Source organism: Desulfarculaceae bacterium (assembly GCA_020444545.1).
Classification (GTDB): Bacteria; Desulfobacterota; Desulfarculia; order Desulfarculales; family Desulfarculaceae; genus Desulfoferula.
Window position 1 is genome coordinate 192795 of the sequence record JAHLKT010000006.1, and the last position, 16256, is coordinate 209050.

A 16256-nucleotide genomic window follows, 5' to 3' on the forward strand; every position below is an offset into this window, starting at 1 on the left:
GGGAGCACTGCCTAATGAAGATCGCGGTTTGCATCAAGCAGGTCCCGGATACGGCCAACGTCAAGCTGGACCCCGAGACCCATACTCTCAAGCGCGAAGGCGTGGAGAGCATCGTCAACCCTTTTGATCTGTTCGCCCTGGAGGCCGCCCTGCGTATTCGGGAGCAGGCCGGCGGCGAGATCGTGGCCGTTTCCATGGGCCCGCCCCAGGCCGAGTCGGTCTTGAAAGAAGCCGTGGGCTACGGCGTGGACGAGTGCCTGCTCTTGAGCGACCGGGCCTTCGCCGGGGCTGACACCTGGGCCACCACCGCCGCCTTGGCGGCCGGAATCCAGGGCCTGGGCGACGTTGACCTGGTGGTCTGCGGCAAGCAGGCCGTGGACGGCGACACCGCCCAGGTGGGGCCGGGCATCGCCCGCCGCCTGGGCATCCCCCACGTGGCTTTCGTAAAAGGTTTCCGCGAAATGGCTGACGGCCGCCTGGTGGTGGAGCGCCAGATGGACGACGGCTTCGACGTGGTGGCCCTGCCTCTGCCCGGGCTCATCACCGTGGTGCGCGAGGTGGGCGAGCCCCGGCCGCCTTCGCTAAAGGGTAAGATGCGGGCCAAGAAGTATCAGGTGCCCATGAAGGGCGCGGCCGAGCTGGGCCTCACGCCCGAGCAGGTGGGCCTGGCCGGCTCCTACACCCAAGTGGTCAAGGTTTTCGCGCCCAGCGTGTCCGGCGACCGCAAGAAGCTCACCGGGCCGCCCCAAGAGACCGGCGCCTCGGTAATCGACGCCCTGGTGGAAAACCAGGTCATCATGCTGGGGAGCTAGGCGCATGGGCGTGATCATCGACAAAGAGTTGTGCACCGGCTGCGGCTCCTGCGTGGACGTCTGCCCCTTCGAGGCCCTGGAGCTCATCGACGACAAGGCGCAAGTCAACGACGCCTGCACCCTGTGCGGGGCCTGCGCCGACGAGTGCCCCGAGGGCGCCATCACCGTGCCCGAGGTGGAGCGCGCGGCCGACGAGCGCGCCGCCAGCGCCAAGGGCGTGTGGGTCTATGCCGAGCAGCGCGGCGGGGCCATGCCCGAGGTGGTGGCCGAGCTGTTGGGCCAAGGGCGCCGCCTGGCCGACGAACTGGGCGTGGAGCTGGGCGCGGCCTTGTTGGGCGCGGGCCTGGACGGCCTGGCCGGCGAGCTCTTCGCCATGGGCGCGGACGTGGTCTATCTGGCCGACGACCCCCGCCTGGGGCAGTTCAACGACGATCTTTACTGCGAGGTCCTGGCCCGGCTCATCACCGAGCACCAGCCCGAGATTCTCTTGGCCGGAGCCACCTCCCTGGGGCGCAGCCTGATTCCCCGCGTGGCCACGGCCGTGGCCACCGGGCTTACGGCGGACTGCACCGGCCTGAGCATCGATCCGGACAAGCGGCTTCTGTTGCAGACCCGCCCGGCATTCGGCGGCAATATCATGGCCACCATCGTCTGCCCCGCCGCCCGGCCTCAGATGGCCACGGTGCGGCCCCGGGTGATGAAGCAGAGCCCGCGCCAGGAGGGCCGCGAGGGCCGCTTGGTGACCCTGGATCTGAAGCCCGAGGACAAGGCGGCAACCGAGGTGCTGGAGGTGGTTCAGGCCATCGACGACCAGGTGAACCTGGTGGGCGCCGAGGTGGTGGTCTGCGGCGGGCGCGGCCTGGGCAAGGCCGAAGGCTTCGAACTGGTGCGCGAGCTGGCCACGGCTCTGGACGGGGTGGTGGGCGCCACCCGCGGGGCGGTGGATTCCGAGTGGATCGGCCACGCCCATCAGGTCGGCCAGACCGGCCGCACCGTGGCCCCCAAGCTCTATATAGCCTTGGGAGTGTCCGGCGCTGTGCAACATCTGGTGGGTATGCAGGGCTCCGAGACCATCGTGGCGGTCAACAGCGACCCCAACGCGCCCATTTTCGACGTGGCTCATTATGGTATAGTAGGTGACTTGTTCGAGGTCGCGCCGGCCATGCTGGCCCGCCTCAAAGAGTTGCGCGGCCAGGCCTAGAGCGCCGCGCCAAGGGAGGGCGACAGTTTGACTGAGCAAGGCAAGGTACATCTGATCACCGGCGGTTCCCGGGGCATCGGGCGGGCCATCGCCCTGGCCCTGGCCTCGGCCGGCGACGTGGTCTACTTCAACCACTTCGACCCCGACGATAGCGCGGCTGAGCAGACCGTGGCCATGCTCAAGGACGCGGGCGTCACCGCCTTTGGCCAGAAGTTCGATATCTGCGACCAGGCCCAGTGCCAGGCGTGGGTGAACGGCGCCTTCGAGGCCCAGGGCCGGGTGGACAACCTGATCAACAACGCGGGCATCACCATGGACGGCCTGCTGGTGCGCATGAGCGCCGAGCAGTTCAACAAGGTCATCCAGGTGAATCTGGTGGGCGCCTTCTACTGCTTGCAGGCGGCGGCCAAGCTGATGATGAAACAGCGCGGCGGCTCCATCGTGGGGCTGGCCTCCATCGCCGGGCAGATCGGCAACCCGGGGCAGGCCAACTACTCTGCCTCCAAGGCGGGGCTCATCGCCCTTACCAAGACCGCGGCCAAGGAGCTGGCTCCGCGCGGGGTGCGGGTGAACGCGGTGGCGCCTGGCTTCATCGAGACCGACATGGTCAACACCATCCCCGAAAAGCTTCAGGAGGCCATGAAGGCCATGATCCCCATGGGCCGGGCCGGCCAGCCCGAGGACGTGGCCGACGTGGTGGCCTTCCTGTGCTCCGATGCTGCCAGCTACGTCACCGGGCAGGTGATCGCCATCAACGGCGGCATGATGATGTAAGGCCCTCTTGGGCGAAGATCGGCAACGCCGCCTTCGGGCGGCGGACATATAGGGATTCAAAGACACGGCGGGCCCCCCGAGGCCCTGACACAAAATGGGAGAATAGGTTTCATGGACGACATCAAGGCAAAAGTCAAAGAGATCATCTGCGAGCAGCTTTCCGTGGCCCCCGAGGACGTGGTGCCCGAGGCATCTTTTGTCGACGACCTGGGCGCGGACTCCTTGGACTTGGTGGAGATGATCATGGCCATGGAAGAGGCCTTTGACGTTTCCATCGCCGACGAGGACGCCGAAAAGATCAAGACCGTCCAGGACGCCTGGGATTACATCGAGAAACTGAAGCAGTAGTAGCCTAGCTCCAGGGAGGGACCCCGGACGGGCGCGGTTTTTCCGCGCCGCCGGCGGGCATGGCATCGGGCGTTTAAGGAGTGATCGTGCAGCGCAGGGTGGTCGTAACTGGATTGGGGCTGGTGACGCCGCTGGGCACCGGCGTGGAAAAGACCTGGGAAGGGCTAAAGGCCGGCAAGAGCGGCATCGGCCCGATCACCAGGTTCGACGTTTCTTCCTTCAAGACCCAGATCGCGGGAGAGGTCCCTGACTTCGACCCCGAGGAGTGGGTGCCCAAAAAGAAGATACGCCGCCTCGATCCTTTCATTCATTTTGCCATCGGCGCGGCCAAGATGGCCTGGGAAATGGCCGGCTTGCCCGAGACCCTGGACGACGAGGTGGCCCCCCGGGCCGGCTGCATCCTGGGCGTGGGCCTGGGCGGCCTCATCACCCTGGAAGAGACCATCCGCATGACCGAACGGGATGGCTACAAAAGGGTGAGCCCCTTCTTCATCCCCAAGCTCATCGGCAACATGGCCCCGGGCGAAGTTTCCATGATCCACAATCTTCGCGGCACCAACCTCTGCGTGTGCACCGCCTGCGCGGCGGGCACCCACGCGGTGGGCGAGGCCATGAAGAACATCCAGCGCGGCGCCACCGACCTTATGGTCTGCGGCGGGGCCGAGGTGGTCTGCACCGCCACGACGCTGTCGGGCTTCGGCGCGGCACGGGCCCTCAGTACGCGCAACGATGATCCCCAGCGGGCCAGCCGCCCCTTTGACCGCGACCGCGACGGCTTTGTCATGTCCGAGGGCTCGGGGGTGCTGATCCTGGAAGAGCTGGAGCACGCCAAGGCGCGCGGGGTGCCCATCCTGGCCGAGCTGGTGGGCTACGGCCTCAGTTCCGACGCCTACCACATGACCGCTCCCGACCCCACGGCCCAGGGCTTCGTGCGCTGCATGCAGATGGCCCTGGAGGACGCCGGCGTCAACCCCGAGGAGCTGGACTACATCAACGCCCACGGCACCTCCACCGACCTGAACGACGCCACCGAGACCAAGGCCATCAAGATCCTGTTCGGGGACCACGCCTACAAGCTGGCCATCTCCAGCACCAAGAGCATGTTGGGCCACATGCTGGGGGCCACCGGCGGGGTGGAGGCGGCGATCAGCGTTTTGGCCCTGCGCGACCAGATCATGCCGCCCACCACCAACTACGAGAACCCCGATCCCCAATGCGACCTGGATTACGTGCCCAACCAGGCCCGCGAGGGCAAGATCAAAACCGTGCTCAGCAACTCCTTCGGCTTCGGCGGCACCAACGCCAGCGTCCTGTTCAAGGTCTACCAACCCTAGGGCGGGCGCGCCGGGCGCGGCCGGAGCTTTTATACAGCGGAGGCTCGCTCATTTGGACTCCAGACCATCCAAGGACGCCTACTATCTGAATCTGGCCCGCGAAGTCAGCCACCGGGGCACCTGCCTGCGCCGCCGCTACGGCGCGGTCATCGTCAAGGACGACCAGATCGTCTCCACGGGCTACGCCGGAGCGCCGCGCGGGGTGGCCAACTGCGTGGACCTTGGCGTGTGCATGCGCCAGGAAATGGACATTCCGCCGGGCCAGCGCTATGAGCTTTGCCGCTCGGTGCACGCTGAAATGAACGCCGTTATTCACGCCTCCAGGGCTCAGACCCTGGGGGCGGTGTTGTATCTGGCCGGTATTGAGGTGGCCGACGGAAAGCCCACCAAGCATCCCGAGCCCTGCCTCCTTTGCCGGCGGGTGATCATCAACGCCGGCATCGCCGAGGTGGTGGTGCAGCCGCGCGACTCGGAGGTCATTCACCTGGACCCCCAGGACTGGATCGACGAGGAGAATCGCGCGGCCAAGCAGGGACTGGCCGCGCCCAAGGTTTTGCCCATGGCCTAGGCTTAGGCGAGGGAAGGGGAGGAAGCTCGTGAGGTGCCCATACTGCGGCAAGCTGGACAACAAGGTGGTGGATTCGCGCGTCAGCAAGGACGCCTCGGTGATCCGCCGCCGCCGTCAATGCCTGGACTGCGACCAGCGCTTCACCACCTATGAGCGGGTGGAGGAGATGGAGACCTACGTGGTCAAGAAGGACGGCAGCCGCGAAGTCTACGACCGCGCCAAGCTCAAGAACGGCATCCTCAAGGCCCTGCACAAGCGGCCGGTGTCCATCGAAAAGGTGGAGTCCTTCCTGGACGCCCTGGAGACCGGTTTCCAGGAGCGCGGCGCCCGCGAGATTCCGGTGCGCGAGCTGGGCGAGGCGGTGATGAACGCGCTCAAGGAGATGGACGACGTGGCCTACGTGCGCTTCGCCAGCGTGTACCGCGAGTTCCGCGACGTGGACGAGTTCATGCGCGAGGTCAAGAAGCTCCTGGCCCAGCGCGAGGAAGACCTGCCAGGGGCCTGATGCCTTTTTCCGATCCACAGCCTATGGACGCCCACTTCATGCTACGGGCCCTGGCGCTCACCCGCCGGGGCCTGGGCTTTTCCTCGCCCAATCCGGCGGTGGGCGCGGTGGTGGTGGCCCATGGCCGCATCGTGGGCCAGGGCTGGCACGCCAAGGCCGGCACCCCCCACGCCGAAGTGCACGCCCTGGCCGACGCGGGCGAGGCCGCCCAGGGAGCCACCATCTATGTGACCCTGGAGCCCTGCCATCACCAGGGCCGCACCCCGCCCTGCACCAGCGCCATCCAGAAGGCGGGCATCGCCCGGGTGGTCTACGGAGCCTCGGACCCCAACCCCAAGGTGGCTGGAGGCGGCGGGCAGTTCTTGGCCGCGCAAGGCCTGGAGGTCACCCCCGGCGTCCTGGCCCAGGCCTGCGAGCGTGAGCACCGTTTTTTCATGACCCACATCACCAAGGCCCGGCCCCACGTGATCCTGAAAACCGCGGCCACCCTGGACGGCAAGACCGCCACGGCCACGGGCCACAGCAGGTGGGTCACCGGCCCGGCCAGCCGCCGCTACGTGCACCGTTTGCGCGGCTGGATGGACGCCATCATGGTGGGCTCTGGCACGGCCCTGGCCGACGACCCGGAGCTGACCTGCCGTCTGCCAAGGGGAGGCAATCCCCTGCGCGTGGTGGTGGACAGCCGTTTGCGCCTGCCTTCCACGGCCAAGGTGCTCTCTCCCCAAGCGCCGGGCTGCCTGGTGGCCTGCGGGCCGGAGGCATCGCGGGAAGACGAGCAGCGGCTGATTGCCGCCGGGGCCGATGTGCTGCGCCTGCCCGCCGGCGAGTCGGGCGGGGTGGACCTGAGCGCCTTGCTGAAGGATCTGGGCGCGCGGGGCATCACCAGCCTGTTGGCCGAGGGCGGGGCGGGCCTAGCCTGGGGCTTGTGGTCCGCTGGCCTGGTGGACGAGGCCATGTACTTCTACGCGCCCAAGGTGGTGGGCGGGGCGAGCGCCCCCTCCATGGTGGCCGGGCCCGGGGTGGAGACCATGAGCGATGCCTTCCGAGTGTCGCGGCCCGTGATGCGGCGCTTCGGGGATGATGTTATGCTTTGCTTTGGAGCGAAAAATGAGCCCGCAACCTGAGCATACACATCATGAGGAGAGAGACATGGGCGATAGCTTCGGCTGGGTGGAGCTGACCACCGACGATCTGGAAGCGGCCAAGGATTTCTACGGCCAGGTTTTCGATTGGAAGATGGAGTCCTTTGGCGAGGCTCCCATGCCCTACTACATTGTCAAAGCCCACGGCAAGAGGCGGGGCGGCATGATGGCCAAGACCAGCTCCCGCACCCCGGTGGCCTGGACCCCCTACGTGGAGGTGGACGACCTCTCGGCCACCTGCGACCGGGTGGAGCGTCTGGGCGGCCGCATCCTCAAGCACAAGACCGCCATTCCCGGCATGGGCTGGTTCGCGGTGGTGCACGACCCCCAAGGCGCGGTCCTGGGCCTGTGGCAGTCGCGCAAGGGCTAGACGAAAGGGGTTAGGCCTTGTTCACCGGATTAGTGGAAGGCACCGGCACCCTGGGGCGCATCAGCCCCTCGGGGCCGGACAGCGTGCTGAGCATCTCCCCGCCCTGGCCGGTGGGGGAGACGGTCCTGGGCGAGTCCATCGCCATCAACGGGGCCTGCCTCACGGTAACCCGCATCACCGGCGAGGGCTTCACCGTGGACGTGTCGGCCGAGACGCTCTCGCGCACCACCCTGGGCAAAATGAGGCCCGGGGCCAAGGTGAACCTGGAGCGGGCCATGCAGTTGGGCGACCGCCTGGGCGGCCACCTGGTCAGCGGGCACATCGACTGCGTGGGCGCCATCGCCAAGCGCGAGGAGGTGGGCGGCTCCACCCGCTTCGAGGTGACCATCCCTCCCGAGCACCTGCGCTTAATGGTGGAAAAGGGCTCCGTGGCCGTGGACGGCATCAGCCTCACCGTGAACTGGGTGGGCCCGGACCGCTTCGGCCTGAACATCATTCCTCACACCATGAGCGCCACCACCCTTAATCTTGCTAAGCAAGGCGATTCTGTTAATATTGAGACCGACTTGATCGGCAAGTACGTGGCCAGGCTGCTGAATCGCGATGAAGCGGAAAATGGCCAGGATCGTTCCGGCCTGAGCGTCGAGGACTTGAGGCGCGCGGGCTGGTAGCCGGGGGCCGGCGCCCCCAGGAGCGGGGCCGTGCAAGGGGTGGAGTTCACAGGCTACTATCCCGGGGTGATCGGCGAGATCACCCGCCTGCACGCCGTCTACTATGCCGACAACTGGGGCTTTGATTTGTCCTTCGAGTCCCAGGTGGGCCGGGAGCTGGCCGAGTTTCTGGCCCGCTTCAACCCGGCCCGCGATTTTTTTGTTGCCGCCCGGGGCCCCCAGGGCCTGGCCGGAGCGGTGGCTCTGGACGGCGAGTTCGCCGAGGGAGCCAGGGTCCGCTGGTTCATCGTGGACCCGGCCATGCAGGGCAGCGGCCTGGGCCGCGACCTGCTGGACATGCTCCTGGGTTTTGCCCGCGCGGCGGGCCACCGGCGACTGTTCCTGTGGACCTTCCAGGGCCTGGAGGCCGCCCGCAAGCTCTATGAGCAGGCCGGTTTCGTCCTGGACGAGGAGCACCGGGTGGAGCAGTGGGGCGACGCCATCATCGAGCAGAAGCTGGTGCTGGAGCTGTAGGCCCCGCCGACTAGAGTAGAGTTTTCCAGCCCGCGCGGCTGATCATGTTAGGAGAAAGTTCATGCCCCTGGCCAGCATCGCAGAGGCCATCGAGGACATACGCAACGGCAAGATGGTCATCCTGGTCGACGACGAAGATCGGGAGAACGAGGGCGACCTCACCATGGCCGCCGAGCTGTGCACCCCCGAGGCCATCAACTTCATGGCCAAGTACGGCCGGGGCCTCATCTGCCTCAGCCTCACCCCGGACATGGTGCAGCGCCTGGGCCTGCCGCTGATGGTGCGCGACAACCAGTCGCCCTTTGAGACCGCCTTCACCGTGTCCATCGAGGCGCGCAAGGGCGTGACCACCGGCATCAGCGCCCAGGACCGGGCCGTGACCATCCGCACCGCAGTGGACCCGGGCGCGGGCCCGGCCGACCTGGTGAGCCCGGGGCACGTATTCCCCCTGCGGGCCAAGCGCGGCGGCACCTTGGTGCGCACCGGCCAGACCGAGGGCTCGGTGGACCTGGCCCGCCTGGCCGGCCTCACCCCCTCCGGGGTGATCTGCGAGATCATGAAGGACGACGGCACCATGGCCCGCATGCCGGACCTGGAGGAGTTCGCCGTGGAGCACGATCTCAAGATCGTGACCATCGCGGACCTGATCTCCTACCGGATGCGCAACGAGTCCTTTGTGCACCGCCGGGCCGAGGTGCGCCTGCCCACCGAGTTCGGCGAGTTTCGCGCCTATGGCTACACCAACGACGTGGACGACCTGGAGCACGTGGCCCTGGTCAAGGGCGAGATCGACCCGGAAAAGCCGGTCCTGGTGCGGGTGCATTCCCAGTGCCTCACCGGTGACGTGTTCCATTCCCGCCGCTGCGACTGCGGCGACCAGCTGGCCCACGCCCTCAAGATGATCGACGACGAGGGCAGCGGGGTGCTGCTCTATATGAGCCAGGAGGGGCGGGGCATCGGCCTGGTCAACAAGCTCCGGGCCTATGAGCTGCAAGACCAGGGGGCCGACACCGTGGAGGCCAACGAGCGCCTGGGCTTCCCGGCCGACATGCGAGACTATGGAATCGGGGCACAGATCCTGGCCGACCTGGGGGTCCGCCAGATGCGCCTGATGACCAATAACCCCAAGAAGATGGTGGGCCTGGAGGGCTACGGCCTTTCGTTGGTGGAGCGGGTGCCCCTGGAGATTCCCGCCTGCCCGGACAACGAAGCCTACCTGCGCACCAAGTGCACCAAGATGGGGCACTTGCTCAAACAGGCCGAAGAGGCCGAATAGGGGGTGAGATGGCCAAGATAATCGAGGGAACCCTTAACGCCAAGGGTATGCGGGTGGCGCTGGTGGCGGCCCGCTTCAACGACTTCATTACCTCCAAGCTGGTTGACGGAGCCCTGGACGCTCTCAAGCGCCACGGCGCGGCCGAGCAGAACCTCACCGTGGTGTGGGTGCCCGGCGCCTTCGAGATTCCCCTGGTGGCTCGCAAGATCGCCGCCAGCGGCAAGTACGACGCGGTCATCGCCCTGGGCGCGGTGATCCGGGGAGCCACCGCGCACTTCGACTTCGTGGCCTCCGAGGTCTCCAAGGGCGTGGCCCAGGTGACCCTGGACACCGGCGTGCCCGTGATCTTCGGCGTGCTGACCACCGACACCATCGAGCAGGCCATCGAGCGGGCCGGCACCAAGGCCGGCAACAAGGGCTCCGACGCCGCCATGGCCGCCATGGAAATGGTGGACCTGCTCAAAAACCTCTAGGCCGCAAGCGGTCGGCAAAGGCGAGGGCCGTGGGCGAAAGACGCAAGAGCCGCGAACTGGCCCTCAAGGTGCTCTATCAGATGGAGCACGGGGACGCATCGGCCGAGGAGGCCCTGGCCAGCTTTGCCGACAACTTTGCCGCGCCGGCGCGGCTGTGGGACTATGCCCGCGAGCTGGTCATGGGCATCAGCGAGCGGGCCTGGGACATCGACGACTCCCTGTCCTCGGCCAGCCGCCGCTGGCGGGTGGAGCGCATGGACCGGGTGGACCGCAACATCCTGCGCATGGCCTGTTATGAGATGCTCTTCGCCGCCGATCCGGTGCCGCCCCGGGTGGCCATCAACGAGGCGGTGGAGCTGGCCAAACGCTACGGGGCCGACGAGTCCCCCGCTTTCATCAACGCGGTGTTGGACTCGCTGATGGCCGCACGGGGCTAGGGCCCATGCCTCCCTCCAGCACCTTCCGCAATCTGCCTTCCGACAAGCAGGACCGCATCCTGGACGAGGCCCTGAGCGAGTTCGCGGCCGTGGGCTACGCCCGGGCCTCGGTGAACCGCCTGGTGGCCCGCCTGGGCATCGCCAAGGGCAGCATCTTTCAATATTTCCGCGACAAGCCCGGCCTGTTCTCCCAGGTCTTCGACTTCGCGGTGGAGCGGGTGAAGAACCACCTGCGCGGGGTGCGCGAGGCCACGCGGGGCCAGGACGTATTCACCCGCCTGGAGAAAAGCCTCCTGGCCGGGCTGGAGCTCATCGACAACAACCCGCGCCTGTTCCAGCTCTATTTGCGCGTGGTCTTCGAAGGCGACGTTCCTTTTCGCGGGCGCCTGCTGGCCTCCATCCGCATCTTCAGCCACGACTACATCATGGATCTGCTCGAGGATGGGGTGGCGGCGGGAGACCTCAGGCCCGACCTGGATTTGGAGCTGGCCGCCTTTGTGGTGGACGCCACCCTGGAGCGTTTCCTGGTGGCCTCGGCCGTGGAGCACATGGACCCGGGCCTGGGCTTGAGCTCGGCCGACGCCCAGCGCGCCGCCGAACTGGCCGCCGGGCTGGTGGGCACCCTGCGCATGGGCCTGGGGGTGCGTCCATGAGCACTTGGCTGCTCATAGTGGCCATGCGGGCCGAGGCCGGGCTGATCATGCCTCGTTTGCGGCCCATCGACGACATAGGCCGGCGTCCGGCTTTCGAAGGGCGCCTGGCCGGGCGCGAGGTGCTCCTGGTGCTCAGCGGCATGGGCCAGGTGAACGCGGCCCAGGCCACCACCGCCGCCCTGGAGGCCCGGCCCGAGGTGCAGGCGGTTATCAACCTGGGCTGCGCCGGCGCTTATGCCCCCAGCGGCCTGGCGCGCGGTCAGGCCGCCCTGGCCACCGAGGCGGTATTCGCCGACCTGGGCGTGGCCAAGGACGGGCGGTTGCACGAGCTGAGCGTGGTGGGCATTCCCCTGTACGGCGCGCGCGGCAAAAACGACGTGTACAACCGGGTGCCCTGCGACCCCGGTCTGGCCGGGCTCATCCTGGCGGCCAACCCCGGCCTGGCGCAGGGAGCCTTCGCCACGGTGGAGCGCATCAGCGGCGACCCGGCCACGGCCGAGGCCATTGCCGGGCGCTGGGACGTGGCCCTGGAAGAGATGGAAGGCGCGGCCGTGGGTCTGGTGGCCCTGCACTATGGCAAGCCTTTCGCCGCCCTGCGCGGGGTGAGCAACCTCGCCGGAGACCGCGACCTGGACGTGGCCGCCGGAGCAGGCGCGGCCATGCGGGCCCTCATGAACCTGGACGCCCCGGCGTGAACGGCCGCGAGATCCAGTTCGGCTTTTCGCCGTGCCCCAATGACACCTTCTCTTTTCACGCGGCAATGCACGGCCTGGTGGACACCCAGGGCTGGCGGTTCGAGGCAAGGTTCGCCGACGTGGAGCAGCTCAACCAGTGGGCCCTGGAGGGCAGGCTGCCGCTGACCAAGCTCAGCTTCCCGGCTTTGGGCCGCGCTTTGGATCGCTACGGCCTGCTTCGCGCCGGGGCCGCCTTGGGCCGGGGCTGCGGGCCTCTGGTGGTATGCCGCCCGGGGTTTGACCTGGCCCGCCTGGGCGAGGTGAAGCTGGCCGTGCCCGGGATCAACACCACCGCCTTCATGCTGCTCAGCCTGTATCTGGGTAAGCCGCCCGACGCGGCCTTTATGGTCTTCGACCAGGTGATGCCCGCCGTGGCCGGGGGCGAGTACGAGGCCGGGGTGATCATCCACGAGGGGCGCTTCACCTTTGGGGCCCACGGCCTGGAGGCTCCCCTGGACCTGGGAGCCTGGTGGGAAGAGACCACCGGCCTGCCCATCCCCTTGGGCTGCATCGCCGCCCGCCGCGATCTGGGGCCCGCCGCGGCCCGCGAGCTGGAGCAGGTGCTGGCCGCCAGCGTGGCCCACGCCTTGGCCAACCCCCTGGCCTCGCGGGAGTACGTCTTGGCCCACAGCCAGGAGATGCAAGACGAGGTGGTGGCCAGCCACATCGGGCTCTATGTCAACGACTTCAGCCAAGAGCTGGGGGAAGAGGGGCTGGCCGCGGTCCGGGAGCTGATGCGGCGGGGCCGCGAGGTAGGCCTGCTGCCCGCTGCCGAAATGCCCCTGTTGGCAAGCCAGGAAAAATTTTGACCAATACCGCCGGCATACGATAAATTTAGGCTGACCCCTTGTGGGGGATTGGCATTTCTTCAGTGGATGAGGAGAAGTTGGAACCCGAGCCACGACGCGGCTTTCTCCAGCGCCTGAAACAGGCCCTGGGGGGAAACAGCGCCAACACATCAGAAGAGCTCGAGCGCGAGATTCACGGCCTGGTTGACCAGGGCGAAGCTCAGGGCCTGATCACCGAGCGGGAAGGCCAGATGATCGAGGCCATCCTCGACCTGGACGAAACCACCGCCGGGCAGATCATGGTGCCGCGCACCGAGATGGCCACCGTGGACGCCACGGCAACCCTGACAGAAACGGTCAAGGTCATCGTGGATTCCGGCCACTCGCGCATTCCCATCACCGGCGAAGACCTGGACCACATCGTGGGCGTGGTGCACGCCAAGGATCTGTTGCCCCATTGGGGCTGCGCCAACGGCGGCGTCTCGCTCACCAAGATCTGCCGCCCGCCATTTTTCGTGCCCCAGTCCAAGCCGGTGGACCAACTCCTCAGCGACTTCAAGCGCAAGCGGGTGCACTTGGCCATCGTGGTTGACGAGTACGGCGGCACCGCCGGCATCGTCACCATCGAGGACGTGCTCGAGGAGATCGTGGGCGAGATCGTGGACGAGTACGACCAGGAGCAGCCCCAGATCATGGAGCAGGCCGACGGCTCCCTGCTGGTGGACGCCCGCCTGGAGACCGAGAAGCTGGCCGAGCACCTGGACATCGAGCTGCCCGCCGAGCTGCCCGAAGGCCGCTTCGAAACGGTGGGCGGCTTCATCACCACCCTCTTGGGCCGGGTGCCCCGCACCCAGGAAGAAGTCAGCTACGGCCCCCTGCGCATGGTGGTTACCGGGGCGGACGAGCGCCGCATCACCCAAGTGCAGCTCCACCACGACCCCCAGGCCCCGCCGTCTCCCCACACGGGGGACTGACCCCTTCATGTCCAGACTGACTGCATGGCGCCCCGGCCGGGGCGCCGCGATCACCGCCATTTTGGGCGGCCTGCTATTGGCCTGCGCTTTTCCGCCAATAAACCTGTGGCCCCTGGCCCTGGTGGGCCTGGTGCCTTTCTTCTGGCTGGCCCGCCGTCTGACGCCCAAGAAGGCGCTGGTGGCCGGCTGGCTGGGCGGCATAACCATGTTCATGGGCCTGGTCTATTGGCTCATCGTGGTGATGATCACCTACGGCGGGGTGCACTGGTCCGCCGCCTTGCTGGCCCTGTTCATCTTTGCCTGGTATTTGGGATCTTATCTGGGCATATTTTGCTGGCTGCTCAGCCTGGGGGCGCGCGGCGGCCTAAGCCTGCTGATCCTGGCGCCTTTGGTGTGGGCGGGCACGGAGTGGGCCCGGGGGCTCATCTTCACCGGGGTGCCCTGGCTGCCCCTGTCCATGGGCCTGGTGAGCCGGCTGGAGCTGGTGCAGAGCGCCGAGCTGTGGAGCACCACCGGCCTGAGCCTCATCCTGGTGCTGGTCAACGCCCTGGTGGCCGAGGCGGTTTTCCCGGCCCGGCCGGACTCGCCCAACTGGCGGCGGGGCGCGGCGGTGGTGTTGGCCATCCTCATCGTGGCGGCGGGCTGGCTCTGGGGCGCCCAGCGCATGGACCAGGTGGAGGCCCAGGCCAAGAGCGCGCCCACTCTGGCGGTGAGCGTGGTGCAGGGCAACGTGCCGCTTGCCATGATGTGGCAGCGCCAGCTGCGGCCCCAGGTGATCGGCCGCCACGCGCGGGCCACCAAGCGGGCCGCCCAGGACAACCCCGAGCGGCCCTGGCTGGTGGTGTGGCCCGAGTCGGCCGCGCCGTTTTATTTCTTGCGCGACGCCCGGCCCAGCATCCCGGTGCTGGAGCTGGCCAAGGAGCTCAAGGCCTATGTAATGCTGGGCTCCCTGGGCGCGGTGAAGGACGGCGACCTGCTGCGGGTGAGCAACCGCTCCTGGCTCATCGGCCCGGACGGCCGCGAGGCGGGCTATTACGATAAGGTGCACCTGGTGCCCTTCGGCGAGTACGTGCCCCTGGGCAAGCTCTTGTTCTTCGTGCGGGCCGTGGCCCAAATCGGGGTGGACTTCGCGGTGGGCAGCCCGGGCAAGGTGCTCATGGTGGGGCCCCTGGCGGTGGGGCCGCTTATCTGCTATGAATCGATCTTTCCGGAGCTGGCCCGCCAGATGCGCCTGCACGGGGCCCGGCTGCTGGTCAACCAGACCAACGACGCCTGGTTCGGCCGCACCAGCGCGCCCTATCAGCATCTGAGCCACTTGCAGCTCCGGGCCATCGAGAACCGGCTGGCCTGCGCCCGCGCGGCCAACACCGGCATATCGGGGTTCGTGTCGCCCAGCGGACGGGTGAGCCAGGCCACGGGCATCTACCGCCCAGGCCTGGAAAGCGCCCGTGTGCCGCTCATGGAACAGAAGACCTTTTTCACCCGCCACGGGGATATAATCGGGCCAGTCGCCCTGGCCGCCGCGCTGCTGTTGGTGCTGGCCGGCTGGTGGCGCGCCCGCAAAAGAGAGGCATGAGTCATGTACGAGGAGCTCAAGGAACAACTCAACGGGCTGTTGGCGCGTCTCAATCTGCTCCAGGAGTATCTTTGACCCCGCGTCCAAGAAAGAGCGCCTGGCAGAGCTGGACAAGCTCATGGCCAAGGACGGCTTCTGGGATGACTCCGACGCCGCCACGGAGGTGATGAAGGAGCGCTCTCTTCTGGAGCAGGGGATCGAGAGCCTGACCGCGCTGAGCCAGCAGGCCGAGGACGCCGAGGTGCTCCTGGAGCTGAGCCAGGAGGAGCAGGACAAGGCAGCGGCCAAGGAGGTCTCGGCCAACCTGGAGGAGCTGGAAAAGGGCGTGGCCAAGCTGGAGGCCCAGCGCCTCTTGGGCGGGCCGGACGACCACCGCGACGCCATCCTGGCCATCAACGCCGGGGCCGGGGGCACCGACGCCCAGGACTGGGCCGAGATGCTCTTGCGCCTCTACACCCGCTACGCCGAGCGCCAAGGCTTCGAGGTGCGCCTGCTGGACTTGCAGGAGGGCGAGGAAGCGGGCATAAAGAGCGCCACCCTGGAGGTCAACGGACACCAGGCCTATGGCCAGCTAAAGGGCGAGGCGGGCATCCACCGCCTGGTGCGCATCAGCCCCTTTGACGCCTCGCACCGCCGCCACACCGCCTTCGCCTCGGTGTCGGTTTCGCCTCAGGTGGACGAGGACATCGAGATCGAGATCAACGACAACGATCTGCGCATCGACACCTACCGCGCCTCCGGGGCGGGCGGCCAGCACGTGAACAAGACCTCCTCGGCGGTGCGTATCACCCACCTGCCTACCGGCACGGTGGTGCAGTGCCAGAACGAGAAGAGCCAGCACCGCAACCGCGATTTGGCCATGAAGGTCTTGAAGGCTCGCCTGTACGAGCTGGAGCTGGAGAAGCTCCAGGCCGAAAAGCAGGAGGCCTACGACAACCAGCGCGAGATCGCCTGGGGCAGCCAGATCCGCTCCTATGTCTTGGCCCCCTACCGCTTGGTCAAGGACCACCGCACCGGGGTGGAGATGGGCAACGTGGACGCGGTCTTGGACGGTGACCTGGAGAGCTTTGTGCAGGGGTATCTGCTCTGGCGCAGTCAGGCTTAAGC

20 protein-coding genes are annotated in these 16256 nt (G+C 67.4%); all 20 read left to right on the forward strand.

Features of this window, described 5'->3' with window-relative positions; translation table 11 throughout:
• Positions 1-14: 14 nt before the first annotated feature.
• Positions 15-812 carry an electron transfer flavoprotein subunit beta/FixA family protein gene (locus tag KQH53_17350; GenBank protein MCB2228450.1) on the forward strand — a complete coding sequence of 266 codons (798 nt, stop codon included), beginning with the start codon at positions 15-17 and terminating at the stop codon, positions 810-812.
• 4 nt (positions 813-816) lie between these two features.
• Positions 817-2013 carry an electron transfer flavoprotein subunit alpha gene (locus KQH53_17355; protein ID MCB2228451.1) on the forward strand — a complete coding sequence of 399 codons (1197 nt, stop codon included), beginning with the start codon at positions 817-819 and terminating at the stop codon, positions 2011-2013.
• Positions 2014-2040: 27 nt separating this feature from the next.
• Complete coding sequence (fabG, locus tag KQH53_17360; GenBank protein MCB2228452.1) at positions 2041-2787, forward strand: 3-oxoacyl-[acyl-carrier-protein] reductase; 747 nt, start codon at positions 2041-2043, stop codon at positions 2785-2787.
• Positions 2788-2898: 111 nt separating this feature from the next.
• Positions 2899-3135 carry an acyl carrier protein gene (gene acpP, locus KQH53_17365; GenBank protein ID MCB2228453.1) on the forward strand — a complete coding sequence of 79 codons (237 nt, stop codon included), beginning with the start codon at positions 2899-2901 and terminating at the stop codon, positions 3133-3135.
• Between the two features lie 86 nt (positions 3136-3221).
• Positions 3222-4469 carry a beta-ketoacyl-ACP synthase II gene (fabF, locus tag KQH53_17370; GenBank protein ID MCB2228454.1) on the forward strand — a complete coding sequence of 416 codons (1248 nt, stop codon included), beginning with the start codon at positions 3222-3224 and terminating at the stop codon, positions 4467-4469.
• Between the two features lie 52 nt (positions 4470-4521).
• The gene (locus KQH53_17375; protein ID MCB2228455.1) at positions 4522-5037 is read left to right on the forward strand and encodes a dCMP deaminase family protein; all 516 of its coding nucleotides are present in this window, start codon (positions 4522-4524) and stop codon (positions 5035-5037) included.
• A 28-nt stretch (positions 5038-5065) separates the two neighbouring features.
• Entirely contained in the window at positions 5066-5542 is a 477-nt protein-coding gene (gene nrdR / locus KQH53_17380) for a transcriptional regulator NrdR (protein MCB2228456.1), read from the forward strand.
• A 38-nt stretch (positions 5543-5580) separates the two neighbouring features.
• Positions 5581-6666: a bifunctional diaminohydroxyphosphoribosylaminopyrimidine deaminase/5-amino-6-(5-phosphoribosylamino)uracil reductase RibD gene (ribD, locus tag KQH53_17385; protein ID MCB2228457.1), complete on the forward strand. Its 1086-nt coding sequence runs from the start codon at positions 5581-5583 to the stop codon at positions 6664-6666.
• A gap of 25 nt (positions 6667-6691) precedes the next feature.
• Entirely contained in the window at positions 6692-7054 is a 363-nt protein-coding gene (locus KQH53_17390) for a VOC family protein (GenBank protein MCB2228458.1), read from the forward strand.
• Between the two features lie 17 nt (positions 7055-7071).
• Positions 7072-7725: a riboflavin synthase gene (locus KQH53_17395; GenBank protein ID MCB2228459.1), complete on the forward strand. Its 654-nt coding sequence runs from the start codon at positions 7072-7074 to the stop codon at positions 7723-7725.
• Positions 7726-7755: 30 nt separating this feature from the next.
• Positions 7756-8238 (forward strand): GNAT family N-acetyltransferase, encoded by a 483-nt coding sequence (locus KQH53_17400; GenBank protein MCB2228460.1) that lies wholly within the window; start codon positions 7756-7758, stop codon positions 8236-8238.
• A 61-nt stretch (positions 8239-8299) separates the two neighbouring features.
• Positions 8300-9514 carry a bifunctional 3,4-dihydroxy-2-butanone-4-phosphate synthase/GTP cyclohydrolase II gene (locus KQH53_17405; protein ID MCB2228461.1) on the forward strand — a complete coding sequence of 405 codons (1215 nt, stop codon included), beginning with the start codon at positions 8300-8302 and terminating at the stop codon, positions 9512-9514.
• A gap of 8 nt (positions 9515-9522) precedes the next feature.
• Positions 9523-9987, forward strand: a complete 465-nt coding sequence (gene ribE / locus KQH53_17410) for a 6,7-dimethyl-8-ribityllumazine synthase (GenBank protein ID MCB2228462.1) — start codon at positions 9523-9525, stop codon at positions 9985-9987.
• 29 nt (positions 9988-10016) lie between these two features.
• Positions 10017-10424 (forward strand): transcription antitermination factor NusB, encoded by a 408-nt coding sequence (gene nusB / locus KQH53_17415; protein ID MCB2228463.1) that lies wholly within the window; start codon positions 10017-10019, stop codon positions 10422-10424.
• Between the two features lie 5 nt (positions 10425-10429).
• Positions 10430-11077 (forward strand): TetR/AcrR family transcriptional regulator, encoded by a 648-nt coding sequence (locus KQH53_17420; GenBank protein ID MCB2228464.1) that lies wholly within the window; start codon positions 10430-10432, stop codon positions 11075-11077.
• A complete protein-coding gene (mqnB, locus tag KQH53_17425; GenBank protein MCB2228465.1) occupies positions 11074-11772 on the forward strand; it encodes a futalosine hydrolase in 699 nt (232 codons plus the stop codon). The genes KQH53_17420 and mqnB overlap by 4 nt, the downstream gene beginning before the upstream one ends.
• Positions 11769-12620 carry a 1,4-dihydroxy-6-naphthoate synthase gene (locus KQH53_17430; protein ID MCB2228466.1) on the forward strand — a complete coding sequence of 284 codons (852 nt, stop codon included), beginning with the start codon at positions 11769-11771 and terminating at the stop codon, positions 12618-12620. The genes mqnB and KQH53_17430 overlap by 4 nt, the downstream gene beginning before the upstream one ends.
• 77 nt (positions 12621-12697) lie before the next feature.
• Positions 12698-13573 (forward strand): hemolysin family protein, encoded by an 876-nt coding sequence (locus tag KQH53_17435; GenBank protein ID MCB2228467.1) that lies wholly within the window; start codon positions 12698-12700, stop codon positions 13571-13573.
• Positions 13574-13580: 7 nt separating this feature from the next.
• Positions 13581-15149 (forward strand): apolipoprotein N-acyltransferase, encoded by a 1569-nt coding sequence (gene lnt, locus KQH53_17440; GenBank protein MCB2228468.1) that lies wholly within the window; start codon positions 13581-13583, stop codon positions 15147-15149.
• Positions 15150-15152: 3 nt separating this feature from the next.
• Positions 15153-16254 (forward strand): peptide chain release factor 2 gene (prfB, locus tag KQH53_17445; GenBank protein MCB2228469.1). Its coding sequence is split into 2 segments (ribosomal slippage): positions 15153-15221 and positions 15223-16254, totalling 1101 coding nucleotides; the frame shifts between segments, so codons are not numbered across the junction.
• Positions 16255-16256: the final 2 nt, after the last annotated feature.